At 63.1% G+C, this 18916-nt stretch carries 15 protein-coding genes and 1 tRNA gene; 7 read left to right on the forward strand and 9 right to left on the reverse strand.

What is annotated here, in order from left to right:
- Positions 1 to 3 precede the first annotated feature (3 nt).
- Both FJ867_RS22265 and FJ867_RS22270 read right to left on the reverse strand, forming a co-directional pair.
- Positions 4 to 1008: an asparaginase gene (locus FJ867_RS22265; protein WP_140818597.1), complete on the reverse strand. Its 1005-nt coding sequence runs from the start codon at positions 1006 to 1008 to the stop codon at positions 4 to 6.
- Between the two features lie 26 nt (positions 1009 to 1034).
- Complete coding sequence (locus FJ867_RS22270) at positions 1035 to 2201, reverse strand: acetyl-CoA acetyltransferase (protein WP_140555868.1); 1167 nt, start codon at positions 2199 to 2201, stop codon at positions 1035 to 1037.
- Between the two features lie 188 nt (positions 2202 to 2389).
- Between FJ867_RS22270 and betI the strand changes: the two genes are divergently transcribed.
- Genes betI through betB form a run of 5 tightly spaced genes read left to right on the forward strand, consistent with a single transcriptional unit; the run spans position 2390 to position 8686 of the window.
- Positions 2390 to 2980, forward strand: coding sequence for a transcriptional regulator BetI (gene betI, locus FJ867_RS22275; protein WP_140494780.1), 591 nt, complete (start codon positions 2390 to 2392; stop codon positions 2978 to 2980).
- A complete protein-coding gene (betC, locus tag FJ867_RS22280; protein ID WP_140555869.1) occupies positions 2977 to 4506 on the forward strand; it encodes a choline-sulfatase in 1530 nt (509 codons plus the stop codon). The genes betI and betC overlap by 4 nt, the downstream gene beginning before the upstream one ends.
- The gene (locus tag FJ867_RS22285; protein WP_140520747.1) at positions 4503 to 5510 is read left to right on the forward strand and encodes a threonine/serine dehydratase; all 1008 of its coding nucleotides are present in this window, start codon (positions 4503 to 4505) and stop codon (positions 5508 to 5510) included. Before betC ends, FJ867_RS22285 begins: the two co-directional genes overlap by 4 nt.
- Before the next feature lie 3 nt (positions 5511 to 5513).
- Positions 5514 to 7166 (forward strand): choline dehydrogenase, encoded by a 1653-nt coding sequence (gene betA / locus FJ867_RS22290; RefSeq protein WP_140567645.1) that lies wholly within the window; start codon positions 5514 to 5516, stop codon positions 7164 to 7166.
- 56 nt (positions 7167 to 7222) lie between these two features.
- Positions 7223 to 8686, forward strand: a complete 1464-nt coding sequence (gene betB, locus FJ867_RS22295) for a betaine-aldehyde dehydrogenase (RefSeq protein WP_140629370.1) — start codon at positions 7223 to 7225, stop codon at positions 8684 to 8686.
- Between the two features lie 30 nt (positions 8687 to 8716).
- On the opposite strand, the gene FJ867_RS22300 is transcribed toward betB, so the two are convergent.
- Complete coding sequence (locus tag FJ867_RS22300; RefSeq protein ID WP_140818599.1) at positions 8717 to 10957, reverse strand: AGE family epimerase/isomerase; 2241 nt, start codon at positions 10955 to 10957, stop codon at positions 8717 to 8719.
- A gap of 10 nt (positions 10958 to 10967) precedes the next feature.
- Positions 10968 to 11129, reverse strand: coding sequence for a hypothetical protein (locus tag FJ867_RS28820; protein ID WP_181167211.1), 162 nt, complete (start codon positions 11127 to 11129; stop codon positions 10968 to 10970).
- Between the two features lie 199 nt (positions 11130 to 11328).
- On the opposite strand from FJ867_RS28820, the gene FJ867_RS22305 reads away from it, so the two are divergent.
- Positions 11329 to 11405, forward strand: a tRNA-Pro gene (locus FJ867_RS22305).
- Between the two features lie 132 nt (positions 11406 to 11537).
- Here the strand turns inward: FJ867_RS22305 and FJ867_RS22310 are convergent.
- On the reverse strand, positions 11538 to 12656 hold the full coding sequence (locus FJ867_RS22310) for a glycosyltransferase family 9 protein (protein WP_140514929.1): 1119 nt from the start codon (positions 12654 to 12656) through the stop codon (positions 11538 to 11540).
- A 304-nt stretch (positions 12657 to 12960) separates the two neighbouring features.
- Between FJ867_RS22310 and FJ867_RS22315 the strand changes: the two genes are divergently transcribed.
- Positions 12961 to 13305: a hypothetical protein gene (locus tag FJ867_RS22315; protein ID WP_140514927.1), complete on the forward strand. Its 345-nt coding sequence runs from the start codon at positions 12961 to 12963 to the stop codon at positions 13303 to 13305.
- Positions 13306 to 13331: 26 nt separating this feature from the next.
- On the opposite strand, the gene FJ867_RS22320 is transcribed toward FJ867_RS22315, so the two are convergent.
- The 4 genes from FJ867_RS22320 to FJ867_RS22335 form a co-directional block, all read right to left on the reverse strand.
- Positions 13332 to 14951 (reverse strand): ABC transporter ATP-binding protein, encoded by a 1620-nt coding sequence (locus tag FJ867_RS22320; protein WP_140514926.1) that lies wholly within the window; start codon positions 14949 to 14951, stop codon positions 13332 to 13334.
- Between the two features lies 1 nt (position 14952).
- The gene (locus tag FJ867_RS22325; RefSeq protein ID WP_140494797.1) at positions 14953 to 16071 is read right to left on the reverse strand and encodes an ABC transporter permease subunit; all 1119 of its coding nucleotides are present in this window, start codon (positions 16069 to 16071) and stop codon (positions 14953 to 14955) included.
- Positions 16064 to 16987, reverse strand: coding sequence for an ABC transporter permease subunit (locus tag FJ867_RS22330; protein WP_140494801.1), 924 nt, complete (start codon positions 16985 to 16987; stop codon positions 16064 to 16066). The genes FJ867_RS22325 and FJ867_RS22330 overlap by 8 nt, the downstream gene beginning before the upstream one ends.
- Positions 16988 to 17158: 171 nt before the next feature.
- Complete coding sequence (locus FJ867_RS22335; protein WP_140514924.1) at positions 17159 to 18751, reverse strand: peptide ABC transporter substrate-binding protein; 1593 nt, start codon at positions 18749 to 18751, stop codon at positions 17159 to 17161.
- Positions 18752 to 18916: the final 165 nt, after the last annotated feature.

An 18916-nucleotide genomic window follows, 5' to 3' on the forward strand; every position in this document is an offset into this window, starting at 1 on the left:
GGCTCAGGCCAGTGCCGCCGTCGGCCTGAGCGCACCGACCTTGGCGCCTATCCGGCTTTCGATGGGTGCATTCGCCATTTCGAGCAGCTTCGCCGCCAAAACCTCGTCCGCGCGCAGCAGTCGGGCGATGATTGCGGCCACCATGGATTCGGCGGCCCGGCCGGCACCATCATCGCATTTGAGTGCGATGCCGAGGCCAAGCTCGGGAAGCGCCGCGCAATGGACCCCTTCGGCGCCGCCCTTCGCAAATATTCGGCCAGGCGCCGCCTGCATCAGCGCGAGATCGGCGCGGCCTGTGCCGGCGACGAAGAACGGCTCGGCCATGCAAGCCGACAACAATCGCTTTGCCGCCCTGGCGCGCTCGGGCGCGAAGCCCCTGCCGGTCACCATGCGGGCAAAGCCAAGCGCAAAACTCCTGAGCGGCACCGCGTAGGTCGGGATCGAACAGCCGTCGGTCGCGCGCTCGTCGGCGCCGTGGCGAGCTCCCGTCACCGCCTGCATGGCATCGCGCACCATCTCCTGCAAGGCGTGATCCGCCCTGACATAGCCGTGAGGCTCGATGCCTGAATGGACGCAGGTGCAAAGAAAGCCGGAATGCTTGCCGGAGCAATTGTTGTGCAGGGCGTTCGGGGAACCGCCGGCGCGGGCGAGTGCGATCGTCGCGTCATGGCTCGACGGCCAATGCGCGCCGCATTCAAGCGCCGACCCGTCCAGCCCGGCCCTCGCGAGCATCGACCGCGCCAGTTCGACGTGGGCCGGTTCGCCCGAATGAGAGGCGCAGGCCAGCGCCAGTTCGCGGTTACCGAAGCCGTAGGCATCGGCAGCACCGCTTTCGACCAGCGGCAGCGCCTGGATCGCCTTGACCGCGGAGCGCGGAAACACCGGCCTCGATGTGTCGCCGATCTCGAGAACCGGCGTGCCATCGGCGTCGAAAACCGCGACCGCGCCTCGGTGCGCGCTCTCGACGATGGCGCCACGCAGAACTTCGATCAGAACCGGATTTGTCATGTTGCCCCCGCGGATGCGGGTCGCTTTTACCGAATCCGATCGAGAATGGAAACGTAGTTGGCGACCGCCGCGCCGCCCATGTTGAAGATGCCGCCAAGCTTGGCGTTGGGCACCTGGATGCCGCCGGCCTCACCGACGAGCTGCATGGCGCTCAGCACATGCATCGACACGCCGGTGGCGCCGATCGGATGACCCTTCGCCTTCAGGCCGCCGGACGGGTTGACCGGCAGCCGCCCGTCCTTTGCGGTCGTGCCGTCCAGCGCCAGCCTCGCGCCCTCCCCAGGCTTCGCCAGGCCCATGGCTTCATATTCGATCAATTCGGCGATGGTGAAGCAGTCATGCGTCTCGACGAAGGAGAGATCATCAAGCGTCACGCCGGCATTCCTGAGCGCCCGGCTCCAGGCCTGCTCGCAGCCTTCGAAGGTCAGGATGTCGCGCTTCGACATCGGCAGGAAATCCTGCACGTGCTCATTGGCGCGGAAGGTGACGGCGCGGCGCATCTTCAGTGCCGTCGCTGTGTCGGTGAGGACGATAGCAGCGGCACCGTCGGAGACAAGCGAGCAGTCGGTGCGCTTCAGTGGGCCAGCGACGAAGGGGTTCTTCTCGCTCTCCTGGCGGCAGAATTCGTAGCCGAAATCCTTGCGCATCTGCGCATAGGGATTGTCGACGCCGTTCTTGTGATTCTTGGAGGCGATCATGGCAAGCGCATCCGACTGGTCGCCGTAGCGCTGGAAATAGGCTTGTGCGATCTTGCCGAAGACGCCGGCAAAGCCGGCCGGTGTGTCGCCATCCTCGGGCAAATAGGAGGCTTTCAGCAGGTTCCTGCCGATCTCGGGGCCGGGCGTCGTCGTCATCTGCTCGGCGCCGACCACCAGCACGATGCGGGCGGCGTTGGCATCTATGGCGCGGACGCCTTGCCGGACAGCGGCCGAACCGGTGGCGCAGGCGTTCTCGACGCGCGTCGCCGGCTTGAAGCGCAGCCGGTCGTCGGCCTGGAGGACAAGGCTGGCGGTGAAATCCTGTGCGGAAAAGCCGGCGTTGAAATGTCCGAGCACAATCTCGTCGACGTCGTCCGGGCCAATGCCGGCATGGTCGAGCGCCTCGGTTGCCACTTTGACGATCAGGCTCTCCAATGTTTCGCCTTCAAGCTTGCCGAAGCGCGAATGCGCCCAGCCAACGATGCATGCGGTCATGGCAACCTCCATTTGCCGCGGATCCTAACACGTCATATCGCGGCCTGAGCACTCAATATTGTTCAATAATGAACCGTTTTCCAGTCCGCGGGATGAGCCAGAGCCGACAATCGGTTGTTGTTTGGGCTGAATTTTTGTTGATTGACCCGTCAATAAAAAATAATCTTCACCGAAACAATGGGAACAGCATGCCGAAAGTCGGAATGGAGCCACTGCGCCGCAAAGCGCTCATCGACGCGACGATCTCGGCGATCGGCGAGCGCGGCTCGCTTGACGTGACGATGTCGGAGATCGCCGGGCGCGCCGGCGTGTCGTCGGCGCTGGCCCATCACTATTTCGGCGTCAAGGATGAGCTGCTGTTCGCGACGATGCGGCATATCCTGGCCGAACTGACCACGGACATGCGGCGCGCGCTTCAATCCACCGGTTCCCCACGCGAACGCGTCTCGGCGGTCGTGGCCGTCAACTTCTCCGAGATCCAGTTCCGTGCCGAAACGATCGCCGCCTGGCTCGCCTTCTATGTCGAGGCGCAGAAATCGGCTGCGCTGCGCCGGCTGCTCAGAATTTATGCGCGGCGGCTGCATTCGAACCTGATGAGCGGGCTGGCCGGCATCCTGTCCCGAGCCGAGGCCGACCGCGTCGCCGAAGCGACGGCGGCGATGATCGACGGGCTCTATATCAGGCGCGCGCTCAAGGACGGCGTGCCCGATGCCGCGACCGCGATCGCATTGGTCGAGGACTATCTCGAAACGAAACTCAGCGGACGGCAGACGCAGTGACACGCAAGCACCCTAACTTCCTGATCGTCATGGTCGATCAGCTCAACGGAACTTTCTTTCCGGACGGGCCGGCTGACTTCCTGCACGCGCCGCATCTGAAGGCGTTGGCCGCCCGCTCGGCGCGCTTCCGCAACAATTACACCGGCTCGCCGCTCTGTGCGCCGGGCCGTGCCTCGTTCATGAGCGGCCAGTTGCCGTCGCGCACCGGAGTCTATGACAACGCCGCCGAGTTCGCCTCGTCGATCCCGACCTTCGCTCATCATCTGCGCGCCGCCGGCTACCATACTTGCCTGTCGGGCAAGATGCACTTCGTCGGGCCGGACCAGTTGCACGGCTTCGAGGAACGGCTGACCACGGACATCTACCCCGCCGATTTCGGTTGGACGCCGGATTATCGTAAGCCCGGCGAGCGCATCGACTGGTGGTATCACAATCTGGGTTCGGTGACCGGGGCCGGTATCGCCGAAACCACCAACCAGATGGAATATGACGACGAGGTCGTGTTCCTCGCCACGCAGAAGCTCTACCAGCTTTCGCGGGAGCAGGATGATGAGGAGCGCCGGCCCTGGTGCCTGGCCGTTTCGCTGTCACATCCGCACGACCCCTATGTCGCGCGCAAGCAGTACTGGGATCTCTACGAAAATTGCCAGGCGCTCGACCCGGAAACCAATTTCATTGCGTATGACGAACAGGATACGCATTCGCAGCGGCTGTATGTCGCCAGCGATTATCCGTCGTTCCAGATCACCCCTGAGCAGGTGCGCCGTTCGCGGCGTGGCTATTTCGCCAATATTTCCTATGTCGACGACAAGCTCGGCGAGCTCCTGGACGTCCTCAAGCGAACGCGCATGCTTGACGACACCACCATCCTGTTCTGCTCCGACCATGGCGACATGCTCGGCGAGCGCGGCCTATGGTTCAAGATGAGCTTCTTCGAGGGCTCGGCGCGGGTGCCGCTGATGATTGCCGGCAGGGGCGTTGCGGCCGGGCTGATCGAAGCGCCGGTTTCCAATCTCGACGTGACGCCGACGCTTTGCGACCTCGCCGGAATCGACATCGATGCCGTCGCGCCATGGACCGATGGCCAATCGCTGCTGCCTCTGATCGACGGTGAGCGGCGCAGCGCGCCTGTGCTGATGGAATATGCGGCTGAGGGTTCATACGCGCCTCTGGTGGCTATCCGCGAGGGCCGATACAAGTTCGTCCATTGCGAGCTCGATGCGCCGCAACTGTTCGATCTCCAATCCGATCCGCTGGAGCGGGAAAACCTCGCGGCAGATCCGGCCAACGAACCGCTGGTCGCGGCGTTCATGGACAAGGTGCGGGCGCGCTGGAACATGGCCGCCTTCGACGCTGCGGTGCGCGAAAGCCAGGCGCGCCGCTGGGTCGTCTATCGGGCGCTGCGCAACGGCGCCTACTACCCTTGGGATTTCCAGCCGCTGCAGAAAGCGTCCGAGCGCTACATGCGCAACCACATGAACCTCGACAATCTCGAAGAGAGCAAGCGGTATCCGCGAGGCGAATGATGACTACGCTTGTCCCCTCACTCGACCACCTGAAGCAAGCCTATGCGGTCACCGCCAAGGCGACGCAGATCACGCCGCTGCTGGAATCGGCGGCGCTCGCCAGGGAAACCGGCGCCGCTCGCGTCTTCGTCAAGGCGGAATCGCTGCAATGGGCGGGATCGTTCAAGGTTCGGGGCGCCTATTGGCGGCTGAAGCGGCTGTCGCCCGACGAAGCCAAGAAGGGCGTCGTCGCTTATTCTTCCGGCAATTTTGCGCAAGGACTGGCGGCTGCGGGCCAGGCGCTCGGCATCCCCGTTACCATCGTCATGCCGATCGACGCGCCGGCCGCCAAGCGCGACGCCACAGCAGGCTACGGCGCGCGCGTGGTGCTTACCGATCACGGCGAGCGCGCGCGTGAGGAAGTCGCCGCCGCCAAGGCGCGCGAGATCGCCGAGACCGAAGGGCTGACATTGCTGCATCCCTTCGACGATCCGGAAATCGTCGCCGGCCAGGCAGGTGCCGGGCTGGAGGCGCTGGAGCAGCTTTCTGCCAAGGGCGCGAAGGCGGACGTGCTGTTCTGCTCGGTCGGCGGCGGCGGCCTGATCGGCGGCGTTTCGCTCGCTTTCCACTACCTGTCGCCGGCCACAGAAATCATCGGCGTCGAGCCCGAAGGTTTCAACGGCATGGGCGCCTCGCTGGCGCATGGCAGCATCGAGACCATGCCGCTCGCCCCGAATTCGATCTGTGACGGGCTGATGTCGCGGCGGCCCGGCGACGCGCCGTTCGCGGCGGTCAGAACCGCCGGCGTTCGCGGCATCACTGTCGACGACGCCTTGGTGCGGCGGGCAATGAAAATCGCCTTCGAGCGGATGAAGCTGGTGCTTGAGCCGTCCGGAGCTGCCTCGCTGGCGGCACTGCTCGGCGGCAAGGTGGATGTGGCCGGCAAGACCGTCCTTGTGGTGGCTACCGGCGGCAATGTCTCGCTCGCCGATTTCATCACGCATATGAACGATGGGCGCATATGAACAATGCTTGAAGCGGATTTCGTCATCATCGGCTCCGGCTCCGCCGGCTCGGCCATGGCCTATCGCCTGTCGGAGGATGGCAAGCACTCGGTCATCGTTATCGAATTCGGCGGCTCCGATATCGGGCCGCTGATCCAGATGCCATCGGCGCTGTCGATCCCGCTCAATATGAGCCTCTACGACTGGGGTTTTGCCAGCGAGCCCGAGCCGCATCTCGGCGGCCGCGTGCTGGCGACGCCGCGCGGCAAGGTGATCGGAGGCTCGTCCTCGATCAACGGCATGGTCTATGTGCGCGGCCACGCCCGCGACTTCGACCACTGGGCCGAACAGGGAGCCGCCGGCTGGGGTTTCGCCGACGTGCTTCCCTATTTCAAGCGCATGGAAGATGCGGAGGGCGGCGAGGACGGCTGGCGGGGCCGTGGTGGGCCGCTGCACGTGCGGCGCGGCACGCGGAAAAATCCGCTCTATGGCGCCTTCGTCGAAGCGGGCCGCCAGGCCGGCTTCGAACTGACCGACGACTATAACGGCTCCAGGCAAGAGGGGTTCGGCCCGATGGAGCAGACCATTTTCGGCGGCCGCCGCTGGTCGGCGGCATCAGCCTATCTGAGGCCGGCGCTCAGGCGCAAAAACGTAAGCCTGGTCAAGGGCTTTGCGCGACGGGTGATCATCGAGAATCAACGCGCCATCGGCGTCGAGATCGAAGCTCGCAAACAGATTCAGGTCGTTAAGGCGCGACGTGAGGTGATCGTCGCGGCATCGTCGATCAACTCGCCGAAAATCCTGATGCTGTCGGGAATCGGGCCTGCAGAGCATCTCAGGGAAAACGGCATCGCGGTGGTAGCCGATAGACCCGGCGTCGGCCGCAACCTGCAGGACCATCTGGAACTCTATATCCAGCAGGAATCGACAAAGCCGATCACGCTGAATTCGGTGCTCAATCCGTTCTCCAAGGCGATGATCGGGGCGCAGTGGCTGTTCTTCAAGACCGGCCTTGGCGCCACCAATCATTTCGAGGCGGCTGCCTTCGTGCGCTCGCGCGCCGGCGTCGACTATCCTGATATCCAGTACCACTTCATCCCGGCGGCGGTGCGCTATGACGGCAAGGCGGCGGCGAAGTCGCATGGTTTTCAGGCGCATGTCGGGCCAATGCGCTCGAAGTCGCGCGGCTCGGTGACGCTGCGCTCGCCGGATCCGAATTCGAAACCGGTGATCCACTTCAACTACATGTCGCATCCCGACGACTGGAGCGAGTTCCGCCACTGCATCAGGCTGACGCGCGAGATTTTCGGCCAGAAGGCCTTCGACGGCTTCCGCGGCCAGGAAATTTCGCCCGGCAGCCACGTGCAATCGGACGACGACCTCGACATCTTCATCAGGGATCACGCCGAAAGCGCCTATCATCCCTGCGGCACCTGCCGGATGGGCCGCGCCGACGAGGTCACGAGCGTCGTCGATCCGGAATGCCGCGTGATCGGCGTCGAGGGCCTGCGGGTAGCCGATTCCTCTATCTTCCCGCGCGTCACCAACGGCAACCTCAACGCGCCGTCGATCATGACTGGCGAGAAGGCTTCCGACCACATTCTCGGCCGCACGCCGCTGGCGCCTTCCAACCAGGAACCATGGATCAATCCCCGCTGGCAGGCGTCCGACAGATAGAGCATGATCGTGCAACCGCACGATCGGCATGCCGCTAAGACGATTTGGAGAAGCCCATGCGCGCCCAGCCAACGGCATCGCACTATGTCAACGGACGCTACATAGACGACGAGCAAGGCGCGCCACTGCCGGTCATCTATCCGGCAACCGGCGAGACCATCGCCCTGCTGCGCTCGGCGACGCCGAACGTGCTGGAACTCGCCATCGAGGCTGCGCGTGCCGCGCAACCGGCTTGGGCGCGGCTGAAGCCGGTGGAGCGCGGCCGCATCCTGCGCCGCGCCGCCGACATCTTGCGCGCCCGCAACGCCGATCTTGCCCGCCTCGAGACGCTCGACACCGGTAAGGCGATTCAGGAAACGCTGGTGGCGGATGCGCCATCGGCCGCGGATTGCCTGGAATATTTCGGCGGCGCGGTTGCAGCTTACAATGGCGAGGCTGTCGATCTGGGCGGGCCCTTCGCCTACACGCGGCGTGAGGCGCTCGGAGTTTGCGTCGGCATAGGCGCCTGGAACTACCCGATCCAGATCGCCGGCTGGAAATCCGCGCCCGCGCTCGCCATGGGCAACGCCATGGTGTTCAAACCATCGGAAACCACGCCATTGTCTGCATTGGCACTGGCCGAGATCTACAGCGAGGCAGGCCTGCCCGACGGGCTGTTCAACGTCGTGCAAGGCTATAGGGATGTCGGCGCCAGCCTCGTCGGCCATGATGTCGTAGCCAAGGTGTCGGTGACCGGTTCGGTGCCGACCGGCCGCAAGGTGCTGTCGCTCGCCGGCTCGAAGATGAAGCACGCGACGATGGAACTCGGCGGCAAGTCGCCGCTGATCGTCTTCGACGACGCCGATCTCGAGAATGCCGTCGGCGGCGCCATGCTCGGCAATTTCTATTCGACGGGGCAGATCTGCTCCAACGGCACACGCGTCTTCGTCCAGAAGGGCATCCATGACCGCTTCGTCGACCGGCTCGTCGAGCGAACCAAGAAGATCCGCATCGGCGACCCACTCGATGCCGAAACCCAGATGGGGCCGCTGGTCAGCAAGGCACAGCAGGAGAAGGTCGTCTCCTACATCGCGGCCGGCAAGCAAGAAGGCGCCACGCTCGCCTGCGGCGGCAACGTGCCCTCGCTGCAAGGTTTCGAAGCCGGCTTCTTCGTCGAGCCGACGGTGTTCACCGGCGTGACCGACGGCATGCGCATCGCGCGCGAGGAAATCTTTGGGCCTGTCATGAGCGTGCTGAAATTCGACGGCGAGGACGAGGTGGTCGAGCGCGCCAACGACACCGAGTTCGGCCTCGCGGCCGGCGTCTTCACGCGCGACCTGCCGCGCGCCCACCGCGTCATCGCCGAGCTGCAGGCCGGCACGTGCTGGATCAACGCGTACAATCTGACGCCGGTCGAAATCCCCTTCGGCGGCTTCAAGCAGTCAGGCATCGGGCGAGAAAATTCACTGGCCGCGCTGGCGCATTATTCCCAGCTGAAGGCGGTTTATGTCGAGACCGGGGATGTGGCCAGCCCGTATTGAGCAAAATGTCGTCGGGACAGCGCCTCTTTCTCAGCCGCCCTTCTCCGCCGTCCCATCCAGATACTGTGTCAGCGCGCAGACGAGATGGTAGAAAATGCTGGCCGGCACATCAGATGCCCGCGAGCGGCCGCGCTCGTCGACGCGGTCGATCCACAGACCCAGCGGCGCCGGGTCGATGTGCCAGCGGAACAGCCGGCCTACGCGTTCCTCGATCTCCGGCTTGAGATCGGGTCCGCCAGAACCGTCCAACGCAATCGCCGCCTTGACCGCTTCGGCCTGTGGCCAACTACGCGAGACCAGGTCCAGCGGCAGACCCTGCCGGGAGACGGCGCCATAGGCAAGGCCTGTGGCGCGGTTGAGGCCATTGGCGATGGCCGAGGCATAGAGTTTCCTGGCGAAGCCACTCAGTTCGGCCTGGCCGCTAAGAGCGGCGAAATCGACAAGCAGCGCGGCCCATTCGAAATGATGGCCGGGCTCGGTCCAGGTACCCTTCTCGCCCGCCACGGGCCTCCAGCCGGCGTCGAAATATTCACCCAGCGTCCAGCTTTCGGGATCGAAGAAGTGGTTGCGGAACAGGTCGATGATGCGTGCCGCGCGGCGCAGATAAGCGCGCTCGCCTGTCGCTTCGTGCCAGGCGAGGAAGGCTTCCAGAAAATGCATATGCGGATTGGAGCGCCGCTCGCCCTGCCCGTCCGAGGTTTCGAGAAAGCCGGTCATGCGGCTATCCTCGAGATGGGCATCGAGGAAGGCGAAGGTCTCCTCGCCGAGCCGCAGCGCATCCGGATGGCCCGACATGTGGGCATGTGCCAGCGCCAGAAGCACGCAGGAATGATCGTAGGCGTCCTCGACCGGGTCGGCGACCGAACCGTCGATGTCGAGGGTGCGCACCCAGCCGCCCCTTGCCGTTCGGCCGCTTCCGGCCATGAAGTCGATGCCGTGGGCGATGAGCCGGTCGGCCGGGCCGTCCCAGCCGCGTTGCTTGGCGACCGCAAAGGCGTAGACTTGGCGGGCCTGCGTGCGCATGCGCTTGGGTTTCATCAGCGGCGTGGCGTCGAAGCCAAGCGCCTCGTGGAAGCCGCCATAGCGTTCGTCGACGCCTGATGTCGACCACAGCGGAAGCGTCTCCTGAAACAGCCAGTGGTGGACGCGACGGCGCCAGGCGCCGCTTTCGATGACCCGGTCGTGGGCAGGCGTGAAACGGGTTTCCAGCCGGCCGGATTTTTCGAGCTGCTCGACGATCTTCTTGACGTGCTGGCTATGGCTGACCGGGGCGACGAAGGTAGCGTCCGATGTCGAGACGATGGCGACATCTCTCATGCCGATGGCCGACAGCAGCCGGCCATCGCTGCGAATGTAGGAATTCTCGCAATCGATGGCGACGACGTCGCCGGCGATGACATTGCCCTGGCCATCGGCAGGCCCGACCTCGAGCAGCGATTGCCAGGAGCCGAGATCGTTCCAGCGAAAGCTGGCCGGCACCATGGCGATGTCCTTTGCCCGCTCCATGATGGCATAGTCGATCGAGACCGAAGGAATGGCGCCGTAGAGGTCCAGCGGCATGTAGAAGCCGGAAAGGTCCGATATCGCAGCCTTGTAGGCAGCTTCGGTCGCCTGCCAGATCTTCGGCTCGAAAGCTGCGAAGGCATCGCGCATGGCGCCGGCGCGAAACAGGAAGATGCCGGTGTTCCAGTGGAAATTGCCGGCTTCGAGATAGGCCTGGGCGGTGGCAAGGTCCGGCTTTTCGACGAAGCGCGAGACATCGAACACGCCTGCTCTTTGGGCGGCGACTTCGATGTAGCCATAGCCGGTCTCCGGCTGTGTCGGCTTGAGGCCGAACACCACCAGCCGCCCGGCGCTGGCAGCGGCGGTGCCCGCCTCGACGCTCTGCCAGAATTGCCGCGCGGTCGAAATCTCGTGATCGGACGGCACCACCAGCACCAGTTCGTCACCGAATTCGGCGAGCGTGCGCAGGCTTGCCAGCGCCACCGCCGCGGCGGTGTTGCGGCCGGTAGGTTCGAACAGCGGCCCACCGCCGGCAAGGTTTATGCCGGCGAGATCGGCATGGACGCGCTCGGCATGGCGTTCGGAAGCGATCATGAAGATGGGCGTATCGCCGCTGGGCCGTGACGCCAGCCGGCGCAAGGTCTTTGCCAGCATCGAGCCGTCGCCCGAAAGGTCGTGGAACTGCTTGGGATTGTCCTCGCGCGACAGCGGCCAGAGCCGCGAGCCGACGCCGCCGCTCATGACGAAACTGACGATGCGCTGGCTCATGATGCCCTTGTCAAAAGATCTGGTTGTAGGCGCCGACTTCCGGACTACGGCGCAGCACCGCGTCGAACGTCTGCCGGCGCCGCTGCGACGATACCGGGCTCTCCACCACCACGACAAGCTCCGGCAATCCGAAACTGTTGGGCCGTGCTTCGCCAACGATCCTGAGGGTCAAGACTGGAAATCTCCGGGCGGCTGGAAACACAAATCGCGCAAACGTTTGCCGAGGAGTGCCCTACCACGGAAGCCTTTAAGCGGCGTTTATTCGAGGCGCTGAAACAGGCTCGCGAAGAAAGCTGGCGAAATGCGACAGAAGTGCTGCCATTGACGCTTGCAGGAACCAGATGCGGCGGCTATAAGCCCGCGTCTGGTCACGGAGTGTAGCGCAGCCTGGTAGCGCACCTCGTTCGGGACGAGGGGGTCGCAGGTTCAAATCCTGCCACTCCGACCAGAAAAACAAAGCGATACGCGTGTTTGTTGTTCCCGCTGCAGCGGCTCGATGTTTGATCGTCGCCTGCTCCAATTCATCGCTTTACGCAATTCCGGACGGAAAAAACCGCTGCGCAGTTTTCCTGGAATTGCTTTAGCTGACGCGTTCTATGAGTTCGATTGCCGCTTTTGTGACGTCGGCAGCGTCAAGCCGTTGAACGCAATAAACGCCCCCTGCATTGCCCGCCTTGCAGAGGCCCGGCGCTATGCACTTGCATGGCATCGGAGGCTGTAACGTACGGCTGGGAACCCCAAGGGGCCCCCAGATGTCGGGTTGGGTCAGACCGAACAGGCCAACGACGGGCGTTTTCATGGCCGCGGCCAGGTGCATGGGTCCGCTCTCGTTGCCAAGGAAGATCAGGGCCTCGCCCAGCAGGGGCAAAAGGGTGGTCAGGGGTGCCTGGCCAACGAGATTCACGATCGGCGATGTTGCCGCATCCAACACCTTGCCTGCGATACCTGCCTCGTCCGGACCGCCAACGATGACCGCCCGGAGACCCTTTCGACGGTAAATCTCTCCCAGGACCGAAGCGAAACGATCCGGCTGCCAGCAACGGCCTGGGAAACTGGCGCCGGCATGGACGGCGACAAACGACTTCGTTTCCAGTTCGTGTCGGGCAAGCAGCTGCTTTGCCTGGCGCGAACCGGATTCGGTTGGCTTGAGGGACGGAATAGGATCGGTCACAGGAATGCCAAGGGCAAACAGCGGCGAAAGGTACCGATGCAGATAATGCTCACCGCCATGGCCGTATGTGGCGGCAAAGATGTTGGCGCTTTGGCGCTCCCAGAATTTCAGGGGCTGCTCCGATGGAACATAGCCTACGCGAAAAGGCGCCTTGACGAAGCGCATCACAAGCCGTGATGTCTTGGAGTCGGACAGATCGATGATAAGATCATACTCCGACTTCCTCAGATCGTGCAGGAGCCTGGACATTCCGGACATGCGCTCGAAAGGGGAGCCGCGCATTTTGCCGCGATCGAGCGAAACCACGCTGTCGGCGATGCCTTGCTCCAGAACGAATTTCGCCAGCGCCGCCTGGCATAGCATGGTGATCGTCGCGTTCGGAAACTCTGCCCGCAGATGCCTGACCAGAACCGAGGTTAGAACGACATCCCCGATAAACTTCGTCTGATTTATGAGTATTGATTGTACGTTGCCAGCCTTCGGCAGCGCCTTTGCCGGCTCTTTTGAATTCTTGATCCAACTTTTCATGGAATGACTATTCCATTTCAGCCAAAAAGAATCCAAAATTTTCGACAAACGATCGATGTAGGCAATAGCCGCGCAATGACAAGCTCGTTCTGTCCGCTGATATAGGATATCGCCTCAGCCATCAACCAACCAGGAATATTTGTCAACGCAGATGGGGCTCGCAGGCTCTCTTTCAAGGGTTCCGCCGAGGTCGAACTCGTGTCCGTCGTGAATGTGAATGACCCCGGTTCGTTTCGGCGTACGCACGCATGCGGACATATCGGAGGGTGGCCATGGTCGCTTACGCTGGAGTAAGGTCGTGGACATGAAATTGCATTCGACCCCCAGCAGGCCGTTCATCCCCGTGCTCCTCCTCGCCCTTGTCGGAGGCTGCGCGTCGACCAGCGGATCGATCGATCCGGCGAATTACGACAAGATGACATGCGCCGAACTGAACAGCGCCATAGGCGAAGCCGCCAAAGGCATCTCGCAGACAGCCATCACGCGGGGCAAGGTCGCCAGCACCAGTGTTCCGAGATGGCTGCTGGGCGGCTCAAGCGTCAAGGCCGCCGTCGCCAATCGCGAAACGACCAGGATCGATCGGCTGAAGCAGCAGCAAGCGGCCATGGCCGCCGCCAGGGCGCGCAAATGCCCAGGGCTGGCGAATTGAGCTGAGGCGCCGCTGCCGGGCTCGCCTCACGCACTCAAACGAAACCGCGTGACATCGATTGCGGCGCTCATCAGCGTCTGCGTGTAGCCGGCCTGCGGATTGCTGAAAATGTCTTCCGTCGGCCCTTCCTCGACGATCTTGCCCTGCTTCATGACGATGATGTAGTCGGCCATGGCGCGCACCACGGCGAGATCGTGGCTGATGAACAGATAGGACAGCTCATGATCGGCCTGCAGCTTGCGCAGCAGTTCGACAATCTGTTTCTGCACCGAACGGTCGAGCGCCGAGGTCGGCTCGTCCAGCACCACCAGCTTGGGTTTGAGGATCATGGCGCGGGCAATTGCGATGCGCTGACGCTGGCCGCCTGAGAATTCGTGCGGATAGCGATTGCGCGAGTTGGGATCGAGGCCAACTTCGCGCAGCGCCTCGACGGCGCGCTGGTCGCGCTGCTTGCCCGAGAGGTTCGGTTCATGCACCAGCAGCCCTTCGGTAATGACCTGGCCGATGGTCATGCGTGGCGATAGCGAACCGAACGGATCCTGGAAGACCAGCTGCAATTGGCGCCGCAGCGGCCGCATCGTCTGGCGGTCGGCGGTCGAGATATCGCGGTCGCCGAAGCGGATCACGCCATCGCTCGGCAACAGCCGCAGCAAAGCGCGGCCAAGCGTCGATTTTCCAGAGCCTGATTCGCCGACGATGCCGATCGTCTGATTGCGCCTCAGCCTGATCGAGATGCGGTCGACGGCGCGCAGCATCAGCGGTTCGCCGGCCAGAAAGCCGCCGCCGATGCGGAAGGTGACCTCGACGTTTCTGCCTTCGAGCAGGACGGGCGCATTGGCCGGCGGCGGCGCCTTGGTCCCGGTCGGCTCGGCCGCCAGAAGCATCTTGGTGTAGGCATGCTGAGGACTGGCGAAGATGGCTTGCGCGTCCCCCTCCTCCACCACCTCACCGGAGCGCATGACATAGACCCGGTCGGCAAAGCGCCGGACGATGCCGAGATCGTGTGTGATGAAGACGATCGCCATGCCGAGCTTGCGCTGCAGCTCAGCCAGAAGCATGAGGATCTGCGCCTGGATGGTGACGTCGAGCGCAGTCGTCGGTTCGTCGGCAATCAGGATGTCGGGATCGTTTGCCAACGCCATGGCGATCATGACGCGCTGGCGCTGGCCACCCGACATTTCGTGCGGATAGGATTTCATGCGCCGTTCGGGATCGGGAATATGCACCAGCCTGAGCAGGTTGAGCGCCTCCTCGCGCGCTTGCGCCGCATTCAAGCCCCGGTGCCGGCGGATCGGTTCGATCAGCTGGTTGCCGATCGAATAGAGCGGATCGAGCGAGGTCATCGGCTCCTGGAAGATCATGCTGATCTTGCGGCCGCGGACCTTGTTCAGCTCGGATTTGCTTAGCGTCAGAAGATTGCGGCCGCGATAATCGACGCTGCCGGTGGCTTCTCCATTGGAGGCCAGCAGGCTCATCGCCGCCATCATCGTCTGGCTTTTGCCTGAGCCGGATTCGCCGACCACGGCGACGGTTTCGCCCGCCTTGACGTGGATGTTGATGCCTTTCACCGCCTCGACCGCGCCGTCGAGGGTGCGGAAGCGCACGCGAAGATCTTTTACGCTGAGGATGGTCTCTGCTGCGTCCATCTTAGCGGTCCTTGGGGTCGAGCGCATCGCGCAGGCCGTCGCCGACGAAGTTCAGGGCGAACAAGGTGGAGACCAGGAAGAAGGCAGGGAACAGAAGCAGCCAGTTTGCAGTGCCGATGTTCTTGGCGCCGACCGAGATCAGCACGCCCCAGCTGGTCATCGGCTCCTGAATGCCGAGCCCGAGGAACGACAGAAAACTCTCCAGGATAATGACCTGCGGCACCAGCAGCGTCATGTAGATCACCACCGGCCCGAGCAGGTTGGGAATGACGTGGCGCAAAAGGATGCCGCGCTGGCCGACGCCCATGGCCTCTGCCGCCTGGACATATTCCTGGCGGCGGATGGACAGCGCCTGGCCGCGCACGATGCGGGCCATGTCGAGCCACAGCACGGCGCCGACCGCCAGGAACATCAGCACGAAGTTGCGGCCGAAGAACACCACCAGCATGATGACGAAGAAGATGAAGGGCAGCGAATAAAGCACGTCGACGATGCGCATCATCACCTCGTCTACCCTGCCTCCGGCAAAGCCGGCAGTGGCGCCATAGAGCACGCCGATGGCCACGGCCACGACGCCGGCGAGCAGACCGATGGCCAGCGAGACACGCCCGGCCATCAGCGTCCGCGACAACAGATCACGGCCGGTGTTGTCGGTGCCGAAAAGAAAATATTGCTGCTTGACCGAGGCGCTCATCGTCGCTTCGAGGCCGTCAGGCGACTTGCTTTCGATCCTGGTGTCGTCGAAGGCGTCGGACCGGTCGAGATAGCGGATGTTGCGGTCGTCGATCGCCTTGCTGGAGGTGACGGTGACGAAGACGCGATTGCCGTCCTGGCGCCAGTCCTTGATGTCGACACGCATGCGCTTGATCGCCTCATTAAGCGCGGTCTCGATCATGTCCGCCTTCGGATAGGCCGACAGGCTCGGCGGCGTACGCACATAATCACCATAGATGGTGGTGTATTGGTGCGGCACGAACCAGGGCCCGAACACGCTGATCACGGCGATCAGGATCAGATAGTAGAGGCTGAACATGGCAGCGCGGTTGGCCTTGAGGCGCGCCCAGGCATCGCCCCACAGCGAACGGCCGACGACCGGTGCGGCGATCGCGATATCAGTCATAGCGCACCCTCGGATCGACGACGGCATACATGACGTCGACGATCAGGTTGAAGACGATGGTGAAGATGGCGATGACCACCACCGTCCCCATCACCAGCGTGTAGTCGCGGTTGAGCGCGGCATCGACGAAGTAGCGCCCGACGCCGGGAATGGAGAAGATCGTCTCGACGATGATCGAGCCGGTGAGCAGGGCGGCGGCAGCCGGACCGGTGAAGGAGACGATCGGCAGGACGGCGCCGCGCAGCGCGTGCTTGACCACCACCGACCAGTCGGACAGGCCGAGCGCGCGCGCCGTGCGGATGTGATGCGAGCGCAGCGATTCGATCATCGAGCCGCGCATCAGGCGGGCGACGATGGCGATCTGCGGCAGCGCAAGCGTCAGCACGGGACCGATCTTGTTGATAAGCGCGCCATCGCCCCAGCCGCCGATCGGCAACAGCTTCCAGGTCAATCCGAACACGAGCTGGATAATCGGCGCGATGACGAAGGTCGGGATGGTGCTGCCCGCGGTTGCCAGCGCAATCACCGTGTAGTCGCCAAGTTTGTTCTGGTTGAGCGCCGCAATGGTACCGAGCACGCTGCCGAGCAGCAGCGCCAAGATCAGCGCGGAGGCGCCGAGCTGAATGGAAATAGGCAAGCCCTTCGCGAAAAGCTCGGTGACGGTAAAGTCCGGCATATTGTAGCTCGGGCCGAAATTGCCGCGCAGGAGATTGCCGAGATAGTGGACATATTGCAGCCAGAGCGGGTCGGCGAGCCCGAACTGGGCTTCAAGATTGGCCCTGATCTCGGGGCTCAGGCCCCGCTCTTGGTTGAACGGGCCGCCCGGTGCGACGCGCATCAGGAAGAACGCCAAGGTCACGATGACGAATAGCGTTGGAATGGCGGTCAGAAGCCGCCTGAAAATGTAGCGTAGCATCGGCGGTGCCCTGCTTCGGCCAGGGTGACGGGCATCCAACCGGACGCCCGCAGCGCTCTGGCACCTCTCATCTTCGCACCATGGCCTGGGAAAATCGATTTCGACTTTCGGGCCCCATGCGACGACAGCTCGAACCGCCGTCCTGAACGGGCGGCGGGTCGATCAAGGTTTTCAATCCTTGGAGATGAAGCGGGACGGATGCACGTCCATGACGTTGTCGACGAAGCCGTGCAGCTTCGGGGAAACGATATCGTGGTAGCTATAGTAGAGAAGCGGGATCTGGCCGACGTCGTCGACGAGGATACGCTCGGCGGCGGCGAGTTCCTTCATGCGCTCTTCCGGCTTGCCGCCGGCGGCGGCCGCCTTGTCCATGGCCGCCTCATATTGCGGGCTGTCATAGACCGAATAGTTGTTGCCGCTGGCCTTGCGCGAGATGCCCAGGAAGGTTTCGGGATCCTTGTAGTCGGCAATCCAGGCGGCGCGCGCAACGTCATAGTCACCCCTCTGCTCGAGGAAGGAGTAGTGGGTCTTGGTGTCGGTGTTGAGCAGCGTGACGTCGACGCCGAGCGGCTTCAGCTGTTCCTGGATGGCGACCGCGGTATTCTTGTGGTTCTCCGAGGTGTTGTATCGGATCTCCATCTTCAGCGGATGCTCCGGCGTGTAACCGAGTTTCTCGAGTATCTTCTTGGCTGCGTCCTCGCGGTCGATCTGCGACATGTCGGCATATTTGGCCATCGCCGGCGTGTAGCCCTCGATGCCCGGAGGGACCATCGAATAGCCTGGCAGCATTGAATTCTGCCAGACCTTTTCGGCAATGAAATCGCGGTCGATGGCCATCGAGATGGCATTGCGCAGCTCGACATTGTCCCAGGGCTTCTTGTCGGTCTTGATCGCGTAGTAATAGGTGCCGAGATACGGCCCCACCTTGATCTGATCACCGAACTTGGCCTTGAGGTCGGCGAGCTGCTCGGTCGGTAGATCGTCGTAGCTGTCGAGTTCGCCGGCCTCGAAGCGCTTCATCGCCGAGGAGCGATCCTCTGTCGGGATGTAGTTGACGACGTCGATCTTGACGCTTCCGGCATCCCAGAATTTCGGATTCTTGACCAGTTTCATATGATCGTTGGGAACCCACTCGGCCAGCGTATAGGCGCCGTTGGAAACGAGATTGCCCGGCTTGATCCAGTCGGCGCCGAGCTTGTCCATGGACGCCTTGTTGACCGGATAGGTCGCCTGGTGGGTCAGCATTTCGAGGAAATATGGCGTCGGCGCCTTCAGCGTCACTTCAAGGGTGGTCGCGTCGATGGCCTTGACGCCCATGTCCTCGGGCTTGCCCTTCTTGGTGTTGACTTCCTCGGCGTTCTTGACGGGATAGAGCATCGAGGCATATTCGGCGGCCGTCGCCGGGTCTTCGAGGCGGCGGAAAGCGAAGACGAAGTCTTCGGCCGTCACCGGGCTGCCGTCGGACCACTGGCCGTCCTTCCTGAGCTTGAAGGTGTAAACGGTACCGTCATCCGACACCGTCCAGCTCTCGGCGGCGCCGGGGATGACGTTGGCCTTCTCGTCCTGCATCACCAGACCTTGGAACAGGTCGCGCAAGACGTTGGCTTCATAAACCGTCGAGGTCTTATGCGGATCAACCGACTCGGATTCGGCAGCAGTGCCTCTGTTGTAGACGACCTCGGCAAAGGCCGGCGTGTAGAATGTTCCGGCGGCCAGCGCCATGGTTGTGGCGAATGCCGTCGCCTTCAGCATGTTTTTCAGCATGAAGTTTCTCCCTGTCGGCGCTGCCAACGGCGCGCCTTTGTGTGTTGACGCCCCGGGGACCGATGTCTGGCCCCTTTGAGCGCGCCGCCGGTTCCCTCCGTCGGCTGGTGGCAGGAGACTAGACAGGCGGCAAGCTCTTTTCAACCGAGTACTGATTGACCCTAA

The sequence above is a fragment of the Mesorhizobium sp. B2-5-3 genome, from assembly GCF_006441005.1.
Lineage (GTDB): Bacteria > Pseudomonadota > Alphaproteobacteria > Rhizobiales > Rhizobiaceae > Mesorhizobium.